This is a genomic window from Ruegeria sp. BG7 (assembly GCF_056535685.1).
In genome coordinates, this window is record NZ_JBQFIU010000001.1 from 876205 (window position 1) to 895284 (window position 19080).

Below are 19080 nucleotides of genomic sequence, written 5' to 3' on the forward strand. Positions count from 1 at the left end.
TTTGCGCGGGGGCGGGCATGCCGCCCCTGCCCCGTATTAAAGGCCAAGTGCCGCGCGGCGTTCTTCGGCAAAGCCCTGCACGATGCGGTCTGCGATCAGTGCCAGAATCGCCATCGCAGCCCCGGCTGAGATCCCCAGCCCGACATCCGCCTGACCCAGCGCCAGATAGATCGACTGCCCCAAGCCAGTGGTCCCGATCAATGCCGCGATGACCAGCATCGCAAAGGCATAAAGGATGGTCTGGTTCAGCCCCAGCAGTATGGTCGGTGCAGCATAAGGCGCACGAACGTCTCGCATGATCTGCCACTCGGTCGCGCCGCTGGAGATTGCGGCCTCCATCATTTCCTCTGGCGTGTTGACCAGCCCGTGCCGTGTGTAACGGATCATCGGGACAATCGCGTAGGCACAAATTGCGAGGAACGCTGAAAATTCGCCGATCTGGAACACCATCAGCACGGGGATCAGGAACACAAACAATGGAATCGTCTGCAACATATCGCAGATCGGGCGAACCACTTTCCAAACCGGCTCCCAAACAGCGCTGGCAAGGCCGATCAGACCGCCGACGACTGCGCAGGAAAACACTGCCGCACCACTGAGGTAGAGCGACAGAAGCGCCCTTTCCCAAAGACCCGAAACGAGAATGGTGCAAAGAAGCCCCACGCAAAGCGCCGCAAGACGCCACCCACCTGCGACCCAGCCCAAAGCAGCTGCGCCAGTCAGCACAAAGGGCCAAGGCAGGTTGGCAATGCCTGTTTCCAGCATGCCAATCAGGATCAGAACAATCAGCCCACCCGTTAGCCGCCCGCGCCACGCCATCAAAAGCACAATCACGGCACCTACGGCGAACAGGCCATAGCTCATGCCCGCTGTCCACTGAAAGCCCCAGGTGAAAGGCAGAACTGCCTGATCCAGCCCGATCCGCAACGGCAGCAGCACATAGAACAGCGAGTTGTTCTTAAGCGCATCAAGCCACGGGCCGTTGTTTTGCGTAAACTCCGTCAGGCCGCTGTCCACAGCTTCGGCCATTGGGTCCAGTAGGGTCAGCTCGGACGGGTTCGGCAGCCGCGCCCAGAAGGCGGCCGTGAAGACAACTGCAAAGCCCAGCATCGCCCAGACAACGCGGCTGTCATAGCGTTTGCGCTCGGTTGCCAGCGTGCCGCTCATCCGGTCGATCACCACGGCAAAGACCACGATGACCAGACCAGCCATCAGCGATTCACCGAACTGGGCCTTGCGCATGGTCAGCAGAACCTCCCACCCGATATCGTTGAAACCTCCGATAACGGCGGCAATGATGACCATCGACAGAGCGGCCATTAGACATTGGTTCACACCGACCATGATCTGCGTTGTGGCAGCAGGGATTTCGACCTGAAACAATTGCTGGAACCGGGTGCCACCAGACATGATGGCGGCTTCTTTGATCTCGGGCTCGACCCGCTCCAACCCCAACATCACATTGCGCGCCATAGGCGGCGCAGCGTAGATGGCCGAGGCGATCAGGCCAACAACAGGCCCAAAGCCGAACAGCAGCAAAAGCGGTGTCAGATACGCAAAAGTCGGCACCGTCTGCATCACATCCAGAACGGCTTGAACAAAGGTTTTAACCTTCGGCACTTCATTGGCAAGGATGCCGATACCACCCCCCAAAATAAGTGCCACCGGGACCGACACGGCAACAAGGGCCAGCGTATTCATACTCTCAGCCCAATACCCCGACGCCAGAACGAAACTAAGCCCCAGAAAACCCAACGCGGCCATGGGTAAGCCGCCCAGATACCACCCCAACGCGGTCACAATACCGATCAGAATGGGCCATGGCGTATTGCCTAACACGAAATTCGCCCAGTTCATTGGATAGGTCATCATGTCCGAGAACAGCCGCATCGCTGGTTTGATCAGGTTGAGAAACCAGTCAAGAAATGCCCCGACCCATTGGGTTGCAGGCAGTTCCCATGCTGCAGGCCATTTGACCAGCCACGGGGCGATGCCCTCAAGCGCAAGGCAAACCGCACCGACGGTGACCGTGATCAGCGCGGCTTTCGCGCCCGCTGTCACCTGCGCGCTGCGTTGCGTCGGAAGATCAGTGACAGCGGTCATGCTTCGTCCACCTGCAATGCGGCGGCCAGATCCGAGGGATGTACCGTGCCAACGACATTGCCTTTGGCATCCCGCACCGGCACGGGCTCGTACAGTTCCATGCAATGCGCAAGAGCGGCATCCAGCGTCATCGAAGTGGTCAGGCCGGGATCGTCTGGGCCACATTCCGCCTCGCTCCGCATGACCGAAGCGACCTTGGCGTGCTGACCCTTGGCCACATCCTTGGAAAACTCGCGCACATAATCGTCAACCGGTCGCAGCACGATATCAGTTGGGGTACCGATCTGAACGATCTTGCCGTCGCGCATGATCGCGATGCGGTCAGCGAGTTTCAGCGCCTCTTGAATATCGTGGGTGATGAAGACGATAGACTTCTTCAATGTCGCCTGAATGCGCAGAAACTCGTCCTGCAACTGGCGACGGATCAAGGGGTCAAGGGCCGAAAACGGCTCATCCAGAAACCAGATATCGGGGTTCACGGCCAACGACCGCGCTATACCCACACGCTGACGCTGACCCCCGGAAAGCTGGCGGGGGAAACTGTCTTCGCGACCTTCAAGTCCAACAAGTGAGATGACTTCTTGCGCTCTTGCCAGACGCTCCTTTTTGCTCACGCCCTGCACGCGCAGCGGATAAGCCACGTTTTCGGCAACAGTCATGTGCGGGAACAGGCCAAAGTGCTGGAACACCATGCCCAGCTTCTTTCGGCGCAACTCGGTCAGCGCCTTCTTTGAGGCTCCGATAACATTTTCACCGTCCACCCGAATCTCGCCACCCGTGCCGGGCAACAGTTGCGAGATACAACGGATCAAAGTGGATTTGCCCGAGCCCGACAGGCCCATGATGACGAACAACTCGCCTTCTTTGACCTCGAAATTGGCATCCTGCACCGCCGGGATGAACCCGTTTTCCCGCAGATCAGAGGCGGCTTTGTCAGCGTCATTCCCTGACCGAGACAGCGCGTCGGTCAGGGCCTTGTCAGCGCCGGGGCCAAAGACTTGCCAGAGACTCTGGCAGGCAATGGCTGGCGTCGTCGTATCAGTCACTTACGTGCTCACTGCGTCGCTGCGTCAACAACCGGACGCCACTTGCCTTCGTTCTCAGACATCCAAGCGGCAACAACTTCTTCAACCGAACCACCGTCAACGTCGATCGCGCCCATCATTGGCTGCTGGTCTTCGACCGCCAGTTGGTAGTTGGACAGGATTTCATAAGCGGCGGGCCATTTGTCTTCCATGCCGCTCCAGCTGGCTTTGAAGATGCGGGACGGCGAGAAGTCGCAATCGTTGACCGCATTGGGGTTCGGCCCCCATGCCGGATCGTTAAAGCACGCCTCTTCGCCCGCAGGCAGCTCAACGAACTGAACGTCATAGGCCGACATCGCCCAATGCGGCTGCCAGAACGTGATCAGCAGTGGCGATTTACGCTCGGTCGAGGCGCGCAGCTCGGCGATCAGGGCACCCTCGGACCCCGCCGGCACAGCTTTGAACGGCAACTCAAGCCCGGTCATACGGTCAGCGCCGGGTGTGCCCCAATCGGCCGGATAATCGACCAGGCGACCACCGGGCAGAGTTTCTGCCGTAGCAAATACCTGCGCGCAATCTTTCAACGCTTCCCATGCGGGCAGGCCCGGGCACAGATCAGCGACATGCGCGGGGTATGCTATGCCTTCCTTGGCATCCAGGCCCAGATCGCCGATTTCAACAACGGTTCCTTCGTCAACCTTCTTGGCGTACTCGTCCGACACGTTGGACGACCAGATTTCCAACGTCGCGTCGATGTCACCATCAGCCAGAGCCTGGAATTGGTTCATCATGCCCGCCGTCACGTATTCGACGTTATATCCTGCAGCCTTGAGCATCTCACCTGCCACATGAGTGGTCACGTGCTGGCCGGTCCATTCGTTGATCGCCAGTTTGATCGGCTCGTCCACGGCGCCCATATCCGCAGCTTGCACCGCGCCCGCGACGCTCAGAGCCATTAGGCTTACACTAAGTTTTTTCATGGACTTTCTCCCTGTCTTTTTTGTTTTGCCCACCCCGGCGAGGGTTATCCCGCCGGTATATTTGGTCGATGACAATACCATGTCGCAACATGCACAAATTTTGCCGGAAAAGGAAAGTGTCGCGACTATGAAAGACAGAAAGTGCTCCTCTGCCAAATCACTTTCGCCCCCCCCCGAGCGCGACGACCGCACTCAACCCGGCCCGTCGTAGTCCCACGGTCTGTGGCGCCGGACATTGACTGACGAGTCAATCAGAAACCAACTTTCGACTGTTTGTCGAGTATTTCTTTGAAAAAAGCGTACTTTTTCTTTTCCATCCAAAAAATTGGTCGCTAAATAGTCATGAACTGGCGGCTTTATTTTTTGATTGCAAAGATGGAACAAAAGGCAAACACTCAAGAGGTGATATCTGAGGCTGGGTAAATGCGCGCATTTGACGAAATCTTCGAAATTGCTGCCGAACGACATGGCGGGCCAGATGCGTTGCAAGCTATGCTGTACAAACCCAAAACCCAGGATGAACTGGTAGCCCTGCCAGAAGATCGTTGGCTGGCCATCATTACAAAATGCATCTTTCAGGCTGGGTTCAACTGGAAGGTCATCGAAAACAAATGGGATGGCTTCGAAGCCGCGTTTGACGGTTTTGATGTGGGACGATGTGCCTTTATGAATGACGAAAAATTCGATGCGTTGTTGCAGGATACGCGAATCGTGCGCAACGGCACCAAGATTTCGACGGTGCGTGACAACGCCGTTTTTCTTATGGAATTGCGTGAAGAAGGCGGCGCAGGCAAAGTGCTGGGTGGCTGGCCTTCGGAAGACTATATCAGCTTGCTGGCAATGTTGGCCAAGCGCGGCTCGCGTCTGGGCGGGGCGTCGGCGCAATATGCTATGCGGTTCATTGGGCGCGACAGTTTCATTCTGTCCCAGGACGTTACCGCCCGGCTGATTGCCGAAGGCGTGATCGACAAACCTGCCACGTCCAAAAAGGCGATGGTGGCTGTCCAGCAAGCCTTTAACACTTGGATGGATCAATCCGGGCGATCCTTGACGGAAATCAGCCGGGTTCTGGCTATGAGCGTTTGAAAACGGTTTGCTGAACGGGCGCAGCAGACTAGGATTCTTCATATGGTTCTGCGCGTTTTTCTAGTTTCTCTCTTATTTCTATCGTCCTGCGGGCGTCCGCTGACAGAACCAGAGCGCGTGTTTGCAGAGAGCATTCAAGGCGACACACTGAATTTGGATAATGTGCGATTGGTCGAAGGTGCCCCAGTCGCACCGGTCACGTATTTCCGGGAAGAACGCCCACGTTTGGCCTGCCGTGAACTTATTTTGCCGCCTGTCGAAGCGGGGTTTGTTACTGGCAAACCCGCAGCCGTCGCCCTGTTCAACAAGGTCTATTTTGCACGCGACTGGTATCTGGAAGATTACATGACCGACTTTCCCGATCAGATGAACCTGATCGCCGCGATGTTACTGGCTCATGAATTGACCCATGTATGGCAATGGCAGAATCGCGCAACCACCGGCTATCACCCTCTGCGAGCAGCGGCAGAACACGGTGGAAGACGGGATCCGTATCTGTTCGATCTGGATACCTCACCTGACTTTTTGTCCTATGGCTTCGAACAACAGGGCGCGATTGTCGAGGAATACGTGTGTTGCCGTGCGCTGGACCCTCAGGCCGAGCGCACAGCGAGGCTCCACACTATGTTGGGTGCACATTTCGACCTGTCCCCTTTGCCGGAAAAAGGGCGTGAACGAGCGGTTCTTTTGCCATGGAGCGAGGCAGAAGTGGACGGAATTTGCAGTCAGTCCTGAAGCGTTTCCAGATAGGCAACCAGATCCACAATAGGCTGACTTGTCAGGATCGGCTGGCCCTGCGGTGTTTTCATGGACGTGTCTTGCCCGTCGAAATACGGACCATAAACCGGCATCGGGCTGCCGTGGCTGACCAACGGGTCACGCCCATCGATTCGGGCAACCACACGTGCGGTTGGGAATACGCCGCCTTCGCCAGACAAGCTGGTCAGGTCACTCGGCTGCACAACCAGCACGCTGGCCATCGGCCCCTGCCCGGTCGCATCGATCCCGTGGCAGGTTGCACAATAGTGCATGTAAAGCTCCTCACCGATCTTGGCGTCTTGCGCAAAAACCGCCTGAGAGGTGGCGAGCGAAGTTGATAAAACCAGCACACCAAGTTTTGCTTTGAACATCGTATCCTCCTGCCACGATAGACATTTGCAGGGTTGCCCGGTGGACACCTTGGCGCAATGATCCAGATCAACGCAGGCGAGAGGATGCAGGACATGACACAATACGCAGCCATAATGTTGGCAGCCGGGATCGGAGTGCCAATTCTGGCCGCTTTGAACGCAGCCTTGGGCAAGCTGATCGGATCGCCGACCACTGCCGCCGTGATCCTGTTCGCAATCGCTTTTGCCGCGTCAGCGCTTGTGATGCTGCTGTTCCCGGGGTTCGAAGCGCTATCCAAGGTCGCTGAGGCCCCGAAACACCTGCTGCTGGCAGGCGTGCTGATCGCGTTCTACGTTCTGTCAATCACCCACGTCGCCCCGCATTTCGGAGTGGGCAACGCAGTGTTCTTTGTTTTGCTGGGCCAATTGATCAGCACAGCGGCCATTGACCATTTCGGCCTGTTTGGAGCTCAGATCACGCCGCTGACATGGATGCGAGCCGGGGGTATTGCCGTGATGGCCGTTGGTGTTGCAATCACTCAACTGGCCTGAGCACCCCAGCCTCAAGTCTAACCGTCCGATCCATACGCGCCGCCAGTTCAAGGTTGTGCGTCGCAATCAAGGCCGACAACCCCTCGTCCCGGACCAGTGCCATCAGCGCATCAAACACCTGATCCGAGGTTTCGGGGTCGAGATTTCCGGTCGGTTCATCCGCCAGCAAAACCCGCGGCTTGTTGGCCAGCGCCCGGCAAAAAGCCACGCGCTGTTGCTCACCACCCGACAGTGCGGCTGGGCGGTGGCTGGCGCGCGGGGCAACGCCCACCCGGTCCAGAAGATCCATGGCCCGCTTTTGCGCGGCTTTTTCGGAAATACCGTTCGCCAGCTGCGGCAGGGTGATGTTTTCGAGCGCTGTAAACTCGGGCAGCAAGTGGTGGAACTGATAAACAAACCCGACATCTTGTCGGCGCAGCGCGGTTCTGGTTCGGTCGCCCTTTCCGCTTACGTTCTGCCCTCCGATTTCAACGGTTCCGTCGTCGGGCATATCCAACAGTCCTGCAATGTGCAGAAGCGTAGATTTACCCGCACCGGACGGAGCCACCATCGCCACGGCCTCACCCGCGCGCAGGTCCAGATCGACACCGCGCAGAACCTGTACTTCACCCGGCGTACCCTTGAGGTAGGTTTTGGTCAGGCCATTCAGGCGCAATGTGACATCATTCATAGCGCAACGCCTCAACCGGGTTCAGACGCGCCGCACGACGCGCTGGAAAATAGGTGACGATGAAAGACAGACCAAGCGACAGGCCTATGGCTTTGAGCACGTCGCTCAGGTGCAGCTCGGCCGGTAAAGCATAGATGCCGCGGATCGACGGATCCCAGACGCCGCCGCCCATCACATAATTCACGAAGGAAAAGATCGGATCGATATAGATCGCAAAGAGGCATCCCAAAATGACTCCCATCGCCGTTCCAATCAGGCCGGTGAACGCCCCACAGATAAAAAAGACCCGCAGCACCGACCCTTCGCTAAGTCCAATGGTGCGCAGGATGCCAATATCGCGCCCCTTGTTTTTGACCAGCATGATCAAGCCCGAAACGATATTCATCGCAGCGATCAGGACAAGGATCGACAAGATAATGAACATCACGTTGTCTTCAACTTCCAGCGCTCGCAGAAAGCCTCCCGACGCATCCTGCCAAGTCCATATCTGGCTGCGTACGCCAGAGGCTTCGAGAATCGAGATCAGGATCGGGCCCAGTTCTTCTGGCTTTTCCACCATCACCTCAATCTCATCCGCCACACCTTCACGGTTGAAAAAACTTTGCGCCTGCGAGAACGGCATATACACGCGGGTGCGGTCGATATCATAACGACCTGCCGAGAACACATAAACGACGCGATACGCGTTCACACGCGGCGAGGTGCCAAAGGCTGTTTTGACACCATTGGGCGAGGTCAGTTTTACAACATCCCCCACGGTGGCACCGATGCTACGCGCGACGCCGGATCCAATGGCAATGACATCTTCACCGCTTTGAAACTCAGTCAGATTTCCTGCAGACTGTTCTGCCTGCGCGATACCTGGCAGGTCGCGCAGATCGTCAGGTCGGATGCCAAACACCTCAACCCCGCTGCTGCGGTCGCGGTTGGTGATCAACACCTGTCCTTTGACCAAAGGTGCTGTTCTTTCAACACCGGGCACCTGCGCGATCCGGGCCGAGCGGTCCTCGTAATCGGCCATTGTTCGGTCGACCCGGCCCTGCGCGTCGATCTCACCGGAAGAATAAACCGTCACATGTGCGTTTGCTCCCAGAATGGTGCCCACAAATTCCGAACGGAAACCCGACCGGACCGACAATGTCGCGATCAGCGCAAACACCGCGAGGGTGATCCCGATCAATGAAATCCACGTCATGACGCTGACACCACCTTCGGCCCTGCGGGCCCTCAGGTAACGCCATGCAATCTTCCATTCAAAAGGGGCAAAGGGCGGGGGTGTGTTGGCCATGCCTGCTCCGGGGTGTTTCTTGTTTGCGGCGACAGTTTCGGCATTTCACCCGATGGTCAAGCCGGTAGTCACCAAGACTTGGTTCCTCGGCCTGAATGCGTAGCAGTGATTCGGGTCACCGCTTACAAGTCGCAGCCAAACGGACGACTTCAAAACGCGGCGCTACACCGTGAGTTGTGAAGCCCTTCACAGACAAGGTGATATTGTTTCAGTTATGAAGTTAATCATCGCACTTTGTGAGTCTGTGAATCGAAAAGGCAACAATGAGGGCGAAATTTTATTACTCTTTTTGATTATTTTCAGAAACTTTGTCACCCTAACTATGGGGGAACACATTTAAAGAGCGGGGGTCGCTCAATGAATTTTCAAATCTCTAACAATGGCGTGGGCGCAATTCCAACCCGCAAGGCATCAACAGAACTGGATTGTGAGACAGCGGCACTGCTGCGCGCGGCCATTCGGCCGATCTTTGTCAGCGCAGCAAGCTGGAGCAATCTGGCTGATATCCTCAAGGAAAAAGGATACCGGCTGGCGTTCCGTCAGGGGCGTTTGTGCATCACGGATCGGACGACCGACGCACGCGTTTGCGGGCTGCGGTTTCTGGGTCTCGAGTTTCGCGAACTGGTAAGCCGTCTGGGCCGACCGATTGTGGTCGCGCGCGGTGACGGTGCCAATGGCGACGTTCTGGCAGAGCGCCCGACGGCAGACCAGGACTGAGAGCAAAGCCAGGCCACCTGAGTTGGCCGCGGTTGACGGCCAGATCAGAATGCTGGCCGCCTAGTTTGTTCTAACGAGTTCACGGTGACTGTTAATTGTGCACCTGAAGATTGCGATCAGGCGATCTTCTCATAGATTTCTGCAACCTTGGTGACTGCCGCTTCCGGGCTCAGCTCCTCGCTTTCGCCTGTACGGCGACAGGTCAGTTCAACCACACCGTTCTTCAGGCCGCGCGGTCCCACGGTAATGCGCCAGGGCAGACCAATCAGGTCCATGGTTGCAAACTTGCCCCCTGCCCGTTCGTTGCGATCATCATACAGCGGCTCCAGACACAAGGCGGTCAACGCCGAATAGATCTTGTCGCAGGCCGCATCTGCTTCTTCATCACCCTGCTTCAGGTTCACAATTCCGCAGTGGAACGGTGTTACGCCCTCGGGCCAGATGATGCCTTTGTCGTCATGACTGGCCTCGATGATCGCGCCGATCAGGCGGCTGACGCCGATACCATGGCTGCCCATATGAACAGGGACGGATTTTCCGTCAGGACCCTGAACCGTTGCGCCCATCGCTTCAGAGTACTTGGTGCCGAAGTAAAAGATCTGACCAACCTCAATACCTCGGGCCACGCGACGGCGTTCCTCGGGGATTTGGTTGAACAATGCCTCATCATGCGTCTCGTCCGTACGCGCGTATTTCGAGGTGAACTCTTCCAGAATAGCCTGGCACTGTTCGCGGTTGTCATAGTCGATCTGGCGGTCGCCAAAAGTCAGGTCAGTGACTGCGCTGTCATAAAAGACCTCGGATTCGCCGGTATCGGCCAACACAAGGAACTCATGCGTGTCATCGCCGCCGATCGGGCCTGAATCGGCGCGCATCGGAATGGCCTGCAGGCCCATGCGTTCGTAAGTGCGCAGATAGCTGACCAGATGGCGGTTATAGGCGTGCAGCGCGTCTTCCTTGGTCAGGTCGAAATTGTAGCCGTCCTTCATGTAGAACTCGCGCCCGCGCATCACGCCGAAACGCGGGCGGATTTCGTCGCGGAATTTCCACTGGATCTGATACAGCGTCAGCGGCAAGTCTTTATAGCTGTTGACGTGACCGCGAAAGATATCTGTCACCAGTTCCTCAGCGGTGGGCGTATACAGCATGTCGCGACCGTGACGGTCCTGCATGCGCAGCATTTCCTGACCGTAATCATCATAACGGCCGGATTCGCGCCACAGGTCGGCCGATTGCAGGATCGGCATCTGGATCGCGATGTGGCCCGCACGCGCCTGTTCCTCGTGCACGATGTTTTCCAGCTTGCGCAGCACTTTGAAGCCCAGCGGCAGCCACGAATAAATACCGGCGGCGGCCTGCTTGATCATACCCGCGCGCAGCATCAGCCTATGGCTGACGATCTGGGCCTCAGACGGGTTTTCCTTGAGAACGGGCAGAAAGTAACGGCTCAGGCGCATGGATGGACCTTCAAAGGTAAGAATTCGACTGCACAGGTGATTATTCCAAAGCCCCGCCGGGGGCAATCGAACATTGGCAGTTTTGCGACTTCGCGTCAGTCGGTTTTTTGATTGACCCGCCAATCGAGAGCTTCAATTGTAACAGAATTGCGAAACTCAAGAGGCGCCGATGCAAACAATTCTGGAACCCGCCCGCCAAATCCCTGTCATCCATCAGACCGACGTGTTGGTTGTTGGCTCTGGTCCCGCAGGGCTGGCCGCAGCGCTGGCAGCGGCGCGGGCCGGGGCCGAAGTATCTCTGGTCGACCGCTTTGGTTGCATGGGCGGCAACATCACTGCTGTGGGCGTCGAGGGGTTTGCCTGGTATCGCCATGAACAGACGGTCGAGGCCGGCGGTATCGGCATGGAATTCGAAACCCGTGCCAAAGACATGGGCGCGGCTGTCCCCGAAAGCCAGTCGCTGAGTTATGAGCTGGACAGCGAAGGGTTCAAACTGGTCGCCGACAAGCTGGTCGAAGAGGCAGGCGTGCATCCAATGCTGCACCGTCAGTTTGTCGCCCCTATCATGGAGGGCGACCGGATCACCGGCATCATCACCGAATCCAAAGCCGGGCGCGAGGCGATCCTGACCAAAGTGGTAATCGACGCCACCGGCGACGCGGATGTGGCGCACCGCGCAGGCGCACCGACCCACAAGACCCCGCGTGAAGACATGATGGCCGCCTCGGTCATGTTCCATCTGGCTGGCGTCGATAAACGCGCGTTCATGGAGGGCGTGAAGGCCGACCCGCAGACCTACAAGGACTGGGGCGGCGGCGGTGAGTGGAATATCGAGACTAGCGGCAAGGAAGACGACATGTTCTCGCCCTTTGTTCACAAGCCATTTCAGCAAGCCATAGATGAAGGGCTGATCCCGCCGCATCTGAACACCATCGCAGGCACCTGGGGCGCAATGCATGACACCGGTGAGCTGACGTATATGAACCTCATCCACTTGGCCGAAATCGACGGCACCGACCCCGACAGCCTGACACGCGGCGAGATCGAGGGCCGCCGCCAGTCGATGCTGGCTATTGACGCTTTGCGCCGGTTCATGCCGGGCTGTGAAAACGCGCGGCTTCGAAACTTCGGTATGACCATTGGCATCCGCGACACGCGCAAGATCGACGCGGTGTATAACATGACCGAAAACGATGCCCGCCATCAGGGTCGGTTTGAAGATACCATTGGCATCTATCCCGAATTCATTGACGGTTATGGCATTCTGATCCTGCCTACCACGGGACGGTACATGCAGGTTCCCTACCGGTCGATGCTGCCAAAGGGTATCAAGGGGTTGCTCGTTGCAGGCCGGTCGCATGGTGCAGGTCGAGTAGCGCATGCCGCCACGCGCAACATGGCCTGTTGTGCCGTTATGGGTCAGGGTGCAGGCATTGCGGCAGCGCTGTCATTGAAAAGCAATCAGGACCTGGACCAGTTGAACTTGGCACCTGTTCACACGGAACTGGAACGCCAAGGGGTCAGGATTCACTGATGGACAGCATTCCAACAATCGACATCTCGCCTTTGACCGATCCAAAAACCGATGCATACGAAGCTACGGTGCAGCACATCCTTGAGGCTTGTACCGGGATCGGGTTCCTGTCCATCACCGGAACAGGCGTGGCTCAGGAAACTGTTGATCAAGTCAGACAGACGACCAGAGAGATTTTTGCCATCGATGAGTCGCGTAAATGGGATCAGGCCATTACCCGCGAAAACTATCGCGGGTATATCCCCATGGGGTTCTTCACACCCAACGATGGCTCGGGCAACGCGGACAAATACGAAGGCTACAAGCTGCATCACGAAGTCGCGGCAAATGCCCCGATACGCTCGGTCTGTTCTTTGTACGGGCCGAATCTGTGGCCGGACGAAGTACCCGGCGCCAAAGAGATCATTCTAGGTTACTGGAGCCAACTGGATCGGGTCGCCGATCTTTTGCTTGGGGCGTTAGAGACAGGTCTGAACCTGAAGCCAAACACGCTGCGCAGTGCGTTCCAGGACCCGATGACCAACATGACCCTGCTACACTATCCGCCGCAGGCTGAGGGCGAGGCGGGCTATGGCATCCATCCCCACAAGGACACGGACGCTCTGACCATTATCGCTCCAGATCCGGTGGGCGGACTTGAAGTACAGACGCGCACTGGGGGATGGATCACACCAAACTGCCCGCCGGGCGGGTTTGTCGTCAATATCGGCGACATGCTAGAGCTTTGGTCAGGCGGCCGGTTGAAATCCACGCCGCACCGGGTGGTTAACCGGTCAGGCAAAGAGCGGTATTCTTTCCCCTACTTCGCCGTCCCCCGCCACGACGTCATCGTCGAACCATTGTTGGCTGCGCTGCCTGTTTTCGACCGCCCTGCTGTTCATTGCGGGCATTGGTCCGCAGAAATCTGGCGCACCAACTGGCCCGATGAGACCGCAGACGACAATACGCCGGAACTGGGGACACTTCAGGACTAAAGGCTGCAATTTCAGGCCAAATGAAGCGCTTGCATCACTCGCCTTGATACGCCAAGAACACCATCAAAGACCTGCAAAAGGGGATCGCGATGGCATTGCCGGTTAAGGATCAGATGAGATACTGGGGCGTCGTCGCTTTTGTTTTTGTATTGATCCTCTGGGCTTTAGGAGATGTCCTGCTGCCGTTTGTGATCGGCGGGGCCATCGCCTATTTCCTTGATCCCGTCGCTGATCGGCTTGAACGGCTTGGCCTGTCACGCATGGCGGCCACAGCAATCATTACCGTTGTTGGCATTCTGGGGTTTGTGTTGGCTATCCTGATGGTCGTGCCAGCCCTGATCACCCAGTTGCTGGATCTTGTGGACGTGATGCCTGAGCTGTTCAAGCAATTGCGTGGTTTCGTAGAAAAACAGTTCCCATCCCTGTTGGACCGGGAATCCAGCACGCACCAGATGCTCGTGTCTTTTGGCGAAACGCTCAAGTCTAAAACCGGGGACGTTTTGCAAACGGTGCTGACCTCGCTGGGGTCTGCCATCAACATCGTGGTTCTTCTGGTGATCGTGCCGGTTGTTGCAGTCTACCTTCTGTTGGACTGGGATCGCATGATCGCCCGGATTGGAGAGTTGCTGCCGCGCGATCACGCGCCAACCATCAAACGGTTAGCGAGCGAGATTGATGCCGTTCTGGCCTCTTTCGTACGCGGGATGGGTACTGTCTGTCTGATCCTTGGCACGTATTATGCGGTAGCTCTGATGCTCGCGGGTCTGCAATTCGGCCTGATCGTGGGTTTCATTGCGGGGTTGGTCACGTTCATTCCCTATCTGGGTGCTTTGATCGGTGGCACGCTGGCCATCGGACTGGCACTGTTCCAGTTCTGGGGCGACTGGGCTCATATCGGCCTGATCGCGGGTATTTTTGCCATTGGGCAAGTGACCGAGGGCAATTTTCTGACACCCAAACTGGTCGGAAACTCCGTTGGGCTTCACCCGGTTTGGCTGTTGCTAGCGCTGTCGGTCTTTGGCGCGCTCTTTGGCTTTGTCGGGATGTTGGTTGCCGTTCCGGTCGCAGCGGCCCTTGGCGTTTTGGCTCGGTTTGGAACCTCGCTCTATCTGGACAGCCGCCTGTACACCGGTCTTGAAAGCCAGGATCAGGAAACCGAGTAAATGGCCCGACAACTCAGCTTTGATCTGCCCGCCAAAACTGCGCTTGGGCGCGAGGACTTCTTTGTCTCGCCTGCCAATGCTTTGGCCGTAGCCATGATCTCGGCCACATCCTGGCCCGGAAACAAACTGGTGCTGAGCGGCCCTGCTGGCGCCGGCAAAACCCACCTGGCGCATGTCTGGGCCGCTGAAACCGGCGGTCGCATCATTCAAGCGTCTGAATTGCGCTATGACGATGTACCAGAACTGGCGCGAAAGCCGATTGCGGTCGAAGACGTGCCGATGGTTGCCGGTGATCTGGAACAGCAGAAAACGCTGTTTCACCTGCACAATCTGGTTCTGGCCGAGGGGCACGCCCTGTTGATGACCGGCAGGCTTGCGCCGAAGTTCTGGGAAATGCCGCTGGCAGATCTGCAAAGCCGGGTTGAAGGGGCCCACCACGTCGCGTTGGATCCGCCCGACGATGCGCTGCTGGGCGCAGTGCTGGCCAAGCTGTTTGTGGACCGTCAGTTGAATCCCGGCCCCGAGGTCATTGCTTATCTCGTCAAGCATATGGACCGCCGGTTTGAAACCGCCGCAAATGTTGTCAAACAGCTGGACCACCTGGCATTGACGGAAAAACGTGACATCACCCGCGCATTGGCCGTGCGGGTTTTAAACACGAGCCCGGATGAGATCGAGACGGGTGATTGACCCGCAAGCTCCAATTTCGCATCCTCTGACTGCACTATCTGGAAGACACATGGATCAGACCGTCGAAACCGACATCCCGGACTGGGGACCATTCGGAAAACCATTGTTCGACGACCCTGGCACGCGGGCTCTGTCACGGGTCGGGGTGGTCGATGTTGGGTCGAACTCGGTTCGAATGGTCATCTTCGACGGGGCGGCCCGATCACCCGCATATTTCTACAACGAAAAGGTGATGTGCGAACTGGGCGCGGGCCTGTCCGAGACAGGGAGTTTGAACCCGCGTGGGCGCGACCGCGCGCTGGCGGCACTGCGCAGGTTCCAGCATCTGGCAATGGATTTGGATCTGCCCGGGCTGCACGTGGTGGCCACAGCCGCAGTGCGAGAGGCCGAAGACGGCCCGGATTTCTGCGCGCAGGTCAAAGCGGAAACCGGGCTGCATGTGGCCGTGATCGACGGCGCTGAAGAGGCCCGCCTGTCAGCGCAAGGCGTGTTGCTGGGTTGGCCCGGTGCGTATGGCCTGATCTGCGATATTGGCGGCTCGTCCATGGAATTGGCCGAAATCGGCGACGGTCAGGTCGGCCGCCGTGTGACCTCAGCCCTCGGGCCGCTGAAGCTACGCGACATCAAGGGCGGGCGACGGGCGCGCAAGGGGCATATCAAGTCAACAATGGAGGAACTGCGCGATCAGATGGGCCCGCAGCGGGACCGTCTGTTTCTGGTCGGTGGCAGTTGGCGCGCCTTTGCGCGGTTGGACATGCTGCGGCGGGGCTATCCGCTGAACGTGCTGCACGAATACCGCATGACCACCAAACAGGTGCGTGAAACGATCAAGTTCATCGAAAAGAACGATCCCGACAAGCTGCGCAGCCAAGCTGGGGTCTCAAGCTCGCGCATGTCATTGATTCCCTATGCGATGGACGTGCTGGCGCGGCTGATCCGAACGTTCAAGCCCAAGGATATCGCGATTTCAAGCTATGGCATCCGCGAAGGCCTGCTTTACGAACAGATGTCACAGGAACTGCGCGACCGCGACCCTTTGATCGAGGCCAGTCGTTTTTCCGAAGCCAAAGATGCGCGCCTGCCCGGCTTTGGTCGCCACCTTTATGATTTTGTAATGCCCTTGTTCCGGTCAGCACCGCCCAGCCGGGTACGCCTGATCAAGGCGGCCTGCCTGTTGCACGACGTCACTTGGCGGGCCCACCCGGATTACCGGGCCGAAGCATGTTTCGACTATGTCACTCGCGCAAATCTTGGTGGCCTGAAGCATTCCGAGCGTGTTTTTATCGGGCTAGCATTGCAGCATCGGTATCGCAACAAACGTGAAGGCAACCGTTTTGCCCCGTTGTATGAATTACTGGACGAGAAAGACCAAAAACAGGCCGAGATCCTGGGCAAAGCTATGCGATTTGGCGCGATGCTGTGGATGCACAACGATGCCAATATGGGACGACTGAAACTCTATCCCAAAAAACGCGAGCTAGAGCTGTATCTGCCCGAAGCTGCGGCACCATTGTTCAGCGAAGTGGCCGAAGCGCGCTTGAATTCACTGGCAAGCGCACTGAAATCCGAAATGCGCGTGATCATCAAGAACTGAGATTGTCTCAGATATCAGTTGCGCCTTCGGGAACCTCTTCATCCTTGTCTTCAGGCTCGGGCAGGTCTTCAATCGGTTTTTTGCGGATGATAATGTCGCCGTTGGGCAGGATTTCCGGCACTTCATAAGCGCTCCAATCCTTGACCTCAGCCGCCAGTTCCGCCAGCGCAGGGCCCATCTCTTGCAGGAAAGATTGCATGGCCGGCCCAAACTCGTCCGCCATCCCAAGCAATTCATCCAGTGCCGGTTCCATTTCCTTGCGCAGCCCTTCGAAAAACAGCTCGGCCCCCTGCTCCATCAGGGATTTGCCCGTGTCTTCTTGTGCCAGTGTTGGCACCGCCAAAGACGCCCACACGACGCTGATCAAAACAATCCGTTTCATAACGTTGATATAAGCCTTCAGATGCAAGCTGCAAAGGCTACAGATCAATATCCAGAGTGACTGGGAAATGGTCCGAGGCTGCCAACAGCGCTTGCCGCAACTCTGGTTCAGACCAGCATGCAACATCCCGAAACGGGTGCCATATGCGCCAGGCTGGATCAAAGGCCCGCAAATCCTCTGAGATCATGATGTAGTCCAGCAACGCCTCAAGAAACTGGCCTTCGTCGGGGCGCGCGAAACGTGCAGTGGACGGCACTGATCCCGGCCTGAACTCATGCGCCCTGATCGCATGCGGGTCATACAGCCCCGCTTGCAACAAAATCTCAACCGACGACCGTCCGAACAGATGTTCAAACTCATCCAGACCCGGTCCGTCATTCAGATCGCCTAGCAAAACGACAGACTCATTCTGCGCCAAATGCGCCTCGACCCTTCTGGCCAGCCAAACCGCCTGCGCAAGTTGCTTGCGGCGGTTGGCAATCGAAATGCGGATCGCCTCATCCCTTGAATCTGCCCCATGCGGCGCTTTTGACTTTAGATGCGCCCCGATCAACCTGACGTCCTTGCCCGAACGAGTTGTCAGAGCCAGTTCCATTGGCGGTTTGGAAAATCGGACGATGTCTTCAGTCGCATCAACATCCAGGTCAATTTTGAATTCACCATCGAACCGAGGGGAGGACAGGTCGTCGGCGTCTCCTTTTGGGTCGTGGCGCACGTCCAGAACTGACCTGTCATACAACAATGCCAACTCCTGGTGTGTGTCATTGGCAAAACCCATCACCGCGTCAGAAGTGCGAAGATCGAATGCCTCGGCAAAGGCCTGTAATGCGCGTACCGTGTTCTGGCGTTTGCCGGTGTTCGGTGCCTCAACGATCAGAACCGCATCAGCATCTATCGCGGTCAGAACCTTGGCAATTGCCTCGACCTGCTGGGCCTTGGTGACGTCGTGCCTGCCCGACCAGCTTTCATCGACAATGAGGGCGTCGTTTTTGTCGAAAAGATTGGCGAACCATTCGATATTATAGGTCGCCAGCCGCATCTTCTCAGGCCGCCGCGCCGTTGATTTCATCCCAGGCGCGGTTGATATCGATCATCTTTTTTTCAGCCAACCGGATCGCTTCTTCCGGGACACCGCGTGCCATCATCGCATCCGGATGAGTCTCGCGTACCAGTTGACGCCAGACTTTGCGGATCTCAGTTACCGGCATGTCCCGTGATACGCCCAGCACCACGTAAGGGTCATTGGGTGCCTCAGGTACAAACCGCGCGCGCAAGGCCAGAAACTGCGCGTCGGTCTGACCAAAGATGCGACTGACCTCTTCCAGGAATTCGTTTTCATTGGGATGGTAAAACCCGTCTGCCATAGCGATGTGGAACAGCCCTTCCATCAGGTCGCAGAGGGTCGTGTTGTCTTCGGAAAACATCCGAGCGATCTTGCGGGCATAGTCCTGGTATCCGGCAACATCCGTGCGCGCCATATTGAAAACCCGCGCAGCGCCTTCTTCATCCTCGCGCGCAATCTGGAACACGTCGCGGAAGGCCGTGACCTCGTCCCGCGTCACCTGCCCGTCCGCTTTGGCCATTTTTGCGCCCAGCGCAATGACGGCAATCGTGAACGCAACCGAGCGTTCAGGCGGCGAGCGTAGCTTTTCAAAAACAGCGGTCAGGCTTTCGCCCTGTGCAAGAGCGCTGAGCGCGTCAGATATGCGGGTCCAGATCGACATGGCCGTACCCTAGCGCCACAATCCGGGACTGT

19 protein-coding genes are annotated in these 19080 nt (G+C 57.4%); 9 read left to right on the plus strand and 10 right to left on the minus strand.

The window, feature by feature from the left end:
- Nucleotides 1-36: 36 nt before the first annotated feature.
- From ACR3EH_RS04310 to ACR3EH_RS04320, 3 genes are read right to left on the minus strand one after another with little or no spacing between them, the layout of a single operon-like run.
- A complete protein-coding gene (locus ACR3EH_RS04310; protein ID WP_171185041.1) occupies nucleotides 37-2103 on the minus strand; it encodes an ABC transporter permease in 2067 nt (688 codons plus the stop codon).
- Nucleotides 2100-3149: a quaternary amine ABC transporter ATP-binding protein gene (locus ACR3EH_RS04315; RefSeq protein ID WP_171185043.1), complete on the minus strand. Its 1050-nt coding sequence runs from the start codon at nucleotides 3147-3149 to the stop codon at nucleotides 2100-2102. The genes ACR3EH_RS04310 and ACR3EH_RS04315 overlap by 4 nt, the downstream gene beginning before the upstream one ends.
- 8 nt (nucleotides 3150-3157) lie before the next feature.
- Nucleotides 3158-4108 carry an ABC transporter substrate-binding protein gene (locus tag ACR3EH_RS04320; RefSeq protein ID WP_171185046.1) on the minus strand — a complete coding sequence of 317 codons (951 nt, stop codon included), beginning with the start codon at nucleotides 4106-4108 and terminating at the stop codon, nucleotides 3158-3160.
- A gap of 423 nt (nucleotides 4109-4531) precedes the next feature.
- Between ACR3EH_RS04320 and ACR3EH_RS04325 the strand changes: the two genes are divergently transcribed.
- Nucleotides 4532-5194, plus strand: a complete 663-nt coding sequence (locus tag ACR3EH_RS04325; RefSeq protein ID WP_171185048.1) for a DNA-3-methyladenine glycosylase I — start codon at nucleotides 4532-4534, stop codon at nucleotides 5192-5194.
- Between the two features lie 42 nt (nucleotides 5195-5236).
- Nucleotides 5237-5929: a hypothetical protein gene (locus ACR3EH_RS04330; RefSeq protein WP_171092409.1), complete on the plus strand. Its 693-nt coding sequence runs from the start codon at nucleotides 5237-5239 to the stop codon at nucleotides 5927-5929.
- Here the strand turns inward: ACR3EH_RS04330 and ACR3EH_RS04335 are convergent.
- Entirely contained in the window at nucleotides 5920-6324 is a 405-nt protein-coding gene (locus ACR3EH_RS04335) for a c-type cytochrome (RefSeq protein ID WP_171092411.1), read from the minus strand. The two genes, ACR3EH_RS04330 and ACR3EH_RS04335, sit on opposite strands and share 10 nt — an antisense overlap.
- 93 nt (nucleotides 6325-6417) lie before the next feature.
- On the opposite strand from ACR3EH_RS04335, the gene ACR3EH_RS04340 reads away from it, so the two are divergent.
- Complete coding sequence (locus ACR3EH_RS04340; protein WP_171092412.1) at nucleotides 6418-6855, plus strand: DMT family transporter; 438 nt, start codon at nucleotides 6418-6420, stop codon at nucleotides 6853-6855.
- Here the strand turns inward: ACR3EH_RS04340 and ACR3EH_RS04345 are convergent.
- Both ACR3EH_RS04345 and ACR3EH_RS04350 read right to left on the minus strand, forming a co-directional pair.
- Nucleotides 6839-7525 (minus strand): ABC transporter ATP-binding protein, encoded by a 687-nt coding sequence (locus ACR3EH_RS04345; protein WP_171092414.1) that lies wholly within the window; start codon nucleotides 7523-7525, stop codon nucleotides 6839-6841. The genes ACR3EH_RS04340 and ACR3EH_RS04345 overlap by 17 nt on opposite strands.
- Nucleotides 7518-8813 (minus strand): lipoprotein-releasing ABC transporter permease subunit, encoded by a 1296-nt coding sequence (locus ACR3EH_RS04350; protein ID WP_171185049.1) that lies wholly within the window; start codon nucleotides 8811-8813, stop codon nucleotides 7518-7520. The genes ACR3EH_RS04345 and ACR3EH_RS04350 overlap by 8 nt, the downstream gene beginning before the upstream one ends.
- A 357-nt stretch (nucleotides 8814-9170) precedes the next feature.
- Between ACR3EH_RS04350 and ACR3EH_RS04355 the strand changes: the two genes are divergently transcribed.
- The gene (locus tag ACR3EH_RS04355; RefSeq protein ID WP_171185051.1) at nucleotides 9171-9530 is read left to right on the plus strand and encodes a hypothetical protein; all 360 of its coding nucleotides are present in this window, start codon (nucleotides 9171-9173) and stop codon (nucleotides 9528-9530) included.
- Nucleotides 9531-9646: 116 nt separating this feature from the next.
- Here the strand turns inward: ACR3EH_RS04355 and proS are convergent, their stop codons facing one another.
- Nucleotides 9647-10987, minus strand: coding sequence for a proline--tRNA ligase (proS, locus tag ACR3EH_RS04360; RefSeq protein ID WP_171185053.1), 1341 nt, complete (start codon nucleotides 10985-10987; stop codon nucleotides 9647-9649).
- 169 nt (nucleotides 10988-11156) lie between these two features.
- Here proS and ACR3EH_RS04365 point away from each other — a divergent pair, with 169 nt between their 5' ends.
- From ACR3EH_RS04365 to ACR3EH_RS04385, 5 genes are all read left to right on the plus strand, one after another.
- Nucleotides 11157-12521 carry an FAD-dependent oxidoreductase gene (locus ACR3EH_RS04365; protein WP_171185054.1) on the plus strand — a complete coding sequence of 455 codons (1365 nt, stop codon included), beginning with the start codon at nucleotides 11157-11159 and terminating at the stop codon, nucleotides 12519-12521.
- Complete coding sequence (locus tag ACR3EH_RS04370; RefSeq protein WP_171185056.1) at nucleotides 12521-13495, plus strand: isopenicillin N synthase family dioxygenase; 975 nt, start codon at nucleotides 12521-12523, stop codon at nucleotides 13493-13495. The genes ACR3EH_RS04365 and ACR3EH_RS04370 overlap by 1 nt, the downstream gene beginning before the upstream one ends.
- 89 nt (nucleotides 13496-13584) lie before the next feature.
- On the plus strand, nucleotides 13585-14658 hold the full coding sequence (locus ACR3EH_RS04375; protein ID WP_171185058.1) for an AI-2E family transporter: 1074 nt from the start codon (nucleotides 13585-13587) through the stop codon (nucleotides 14656-14658).
- Entirely contained in the window at nucleotides 14659-15348 is a 690-nt protein-coding gene (locus ACR3EH_RS04380; RefSeq protein WP_171092427.1) for a P-loop NTPase family protein, read from the plus strand.
- 49 nt (nucleotides 15349-15397) lie between these two features.
- On the plus strand, nucleotides 15398-16942 hold the full coding sequence (locus tag ACR3EH_RS04385) for a Ppx/GppA family phosphatase (RefSeq protein ID WP_171646628.1): 1545 nt from the start codon (nucleotides 15398-15400) through the stop codon (nucleotides 16940-16942).
- Nucleotides 16943-16949: 7 nt separating this feature from the next.
- Here ACR3EH_RS04385 and ACR3EH_RS04390 read toward each other — a convergent pair whose 3' ends face one another.
- Genes ACR3EH_RS04390 through ACR3EH_RS04400 form a run of 3 tightly spaced genes read right to left on the minus strand, consistent with a single transcriptional unit; the run spans nucleotide 16950 to nucleotide 19048 of the window.
- Nucleotides 16950-17324, minus strand: a complete 375-nt coding sequence (locus ACR3EH_RS04390; protein ID WP_171092430.1) for a hypothetical protein — start codon at nucleotides 17322-17324, stop codon at nucleotides 16950-16952.
- Nucleotides 17325-17361: 37 nt separating this feature from the next.
- Entirely contained in the window at nucleotides 17362-18363 is a 1002-nt protein-coding gene (locus ACR3EH_RS04395; RefSeq protein WP_171185061.1) for an endonuclease/exonuclease/phosphatase family protein, read from the minus strand.
- Nucleotides 18364-18367: 4 nt separating this feature from the next.
- Nucleotides 18368-19048 (minus strand): molecular chaperone DjiA, encoded by a 681-nt coding sequence (locus tag ACR3EH_RS04400; RefSeq protein ID WP_171092432.1) that lies wholly within the window; start codon nucleotides 19046-19048, stop codon nucleotides 18368-18370.
- Between the last annotated feature and the right edge of the window lie 32 nt (nucleotides 19049-19080).

Excerpts from the sequence above, each read along its gene's own strand:
- ACR3EH_RS04390 (WP_171092430.1), bottom strand. The coding sequence starts at position 17,324 with ATGAAACGGATTGTTTTGATCAGCGTCGTGTGGGCGTCTTTGGCGGTG.
- ACR3EH_RS04385 (WP_171646628.1), top strand. The coding sequence starts at position 15,398 with ATGGATCAGACCGTCGAAACCGACATCCCGGACTGGGGACCATTCGGA.
- ACR3EH_RS04355 (WP_171185051.1), top strand. The coding sequence starts at position 9,171 with ATGAATTTTCAAATCTCTAACAATGGCGTGGGCGCAATTCCAACCCGC.
- ACR3EH_RS04330 (WP_171092409.1), top strand. The coding sequence starts at position 5,237 with ATGGTTCTGCGCGTTTTTCTAGTTTCTCTCTTATTTCTATCGTCCTGC.
- ACR3EH_RS04375 (WP_171185058.1), top strand. The coding sequence starts at position 13,585 with ATGGCATTGCCGGTTAAGGATCAGATGAGATACTGGGGCGTCGTCGCT.
- ACR3EH_RS04325 (WP_171185048.1), top strand. The coding sequence starts at position 4,532 with ATGCGCGCATTTGACGAAATCTTCGAAATTGCTGCCGAACGACATGGC.
- proS (WP_171185053.1), bottom strand. The coding sequence starts at position 10,987 with ATGCGCCTGAGCCGTTACTTTCTGCCCGTTCTCAAGGAAAACCCGTCT.
- ACR3EH_RS04370 (WP_171185056.1), top strand. The coding sequence starts at position 12,521 with ATGGACAGCATTCCAACAATCGACATCTCGCCTTTGACCGATCCAAAA.
- ACR3EH_RS04395 (WP_171185061.1), bottom strand. The coding sequence starts at position 18,363 with ATGCGGCTGGCGACCTATAATATCGAATGGTTCGCCAATCTTTTCGAC.
- ACR3EH_RS04365 (WP_171185054.1), top strand. The coding sequence starts at position 11,157 with ATGCAAACAATTCTGGAACCCGCCCGCCAAATCCCTGTCATCCATCAG.
- ACR3EH_RS04380 (WP_171092427.1), top strand. The coding sequence starts at position 14,659 with ATGGCCCGACAACTCAGCTTTGATCTGCCCGCCAAAACTGCGCTTGGG.
- ACR3EH_RS04400 (WP_171092432.1), bottom strand. The coding sequence starts at position 19,048 with ATGTCGATCTGGACCCGCATATCTGACGCGCTCAGCGCTCTTGCACAG.
- ACR3EH_RS04335 (WP_171092411.1), bottom strand. The coding sequence starts at position 6,324 with ATGTTCAAAGCAAAACTTGGTGTGCTGGTTTTATCAACTTCGCTCGCC.
- ACR3EH_RS04345 (WP_171092414.1), bottom strand. The coding sequence starts at position 7,525 with ATGAATGATGTCACATTGCGCCTGAATGGCCTGACCAAAACCTACCTC.
- ACR3EH_RS04340 (WP_171092412.1), top strand. The coding sequence starts at position 6,418 with ATGACACAATACGCAGCCATAATGTTGGCAGCCGGGATCGGAGTGCCA.
- ACR3EH_RS04310 (WP_171185041.1), bottom strand. The coding sequence starts at position 2,103 with ATGACCGCTGTCACTGATCTTCCGACGCAACGCAGCGCGCAGGTGACA.
- ACR3EH_RS04320 (WP_171185046.1), bottom strand. The coding sequence starts at position 4,108 with ATGAAAAAACTTAGTGTAAGCCTAATGGCTCTGAGCGTCGCGGGCGCG.
- ACR3EH_RS04350 (WP_171185049.1), bottom strand. The coding sequence starts at position 8,813 with ATGGCCAACACACCCCCGCCCTTTGCCCCTTTTGAATGGAAGATTGCA.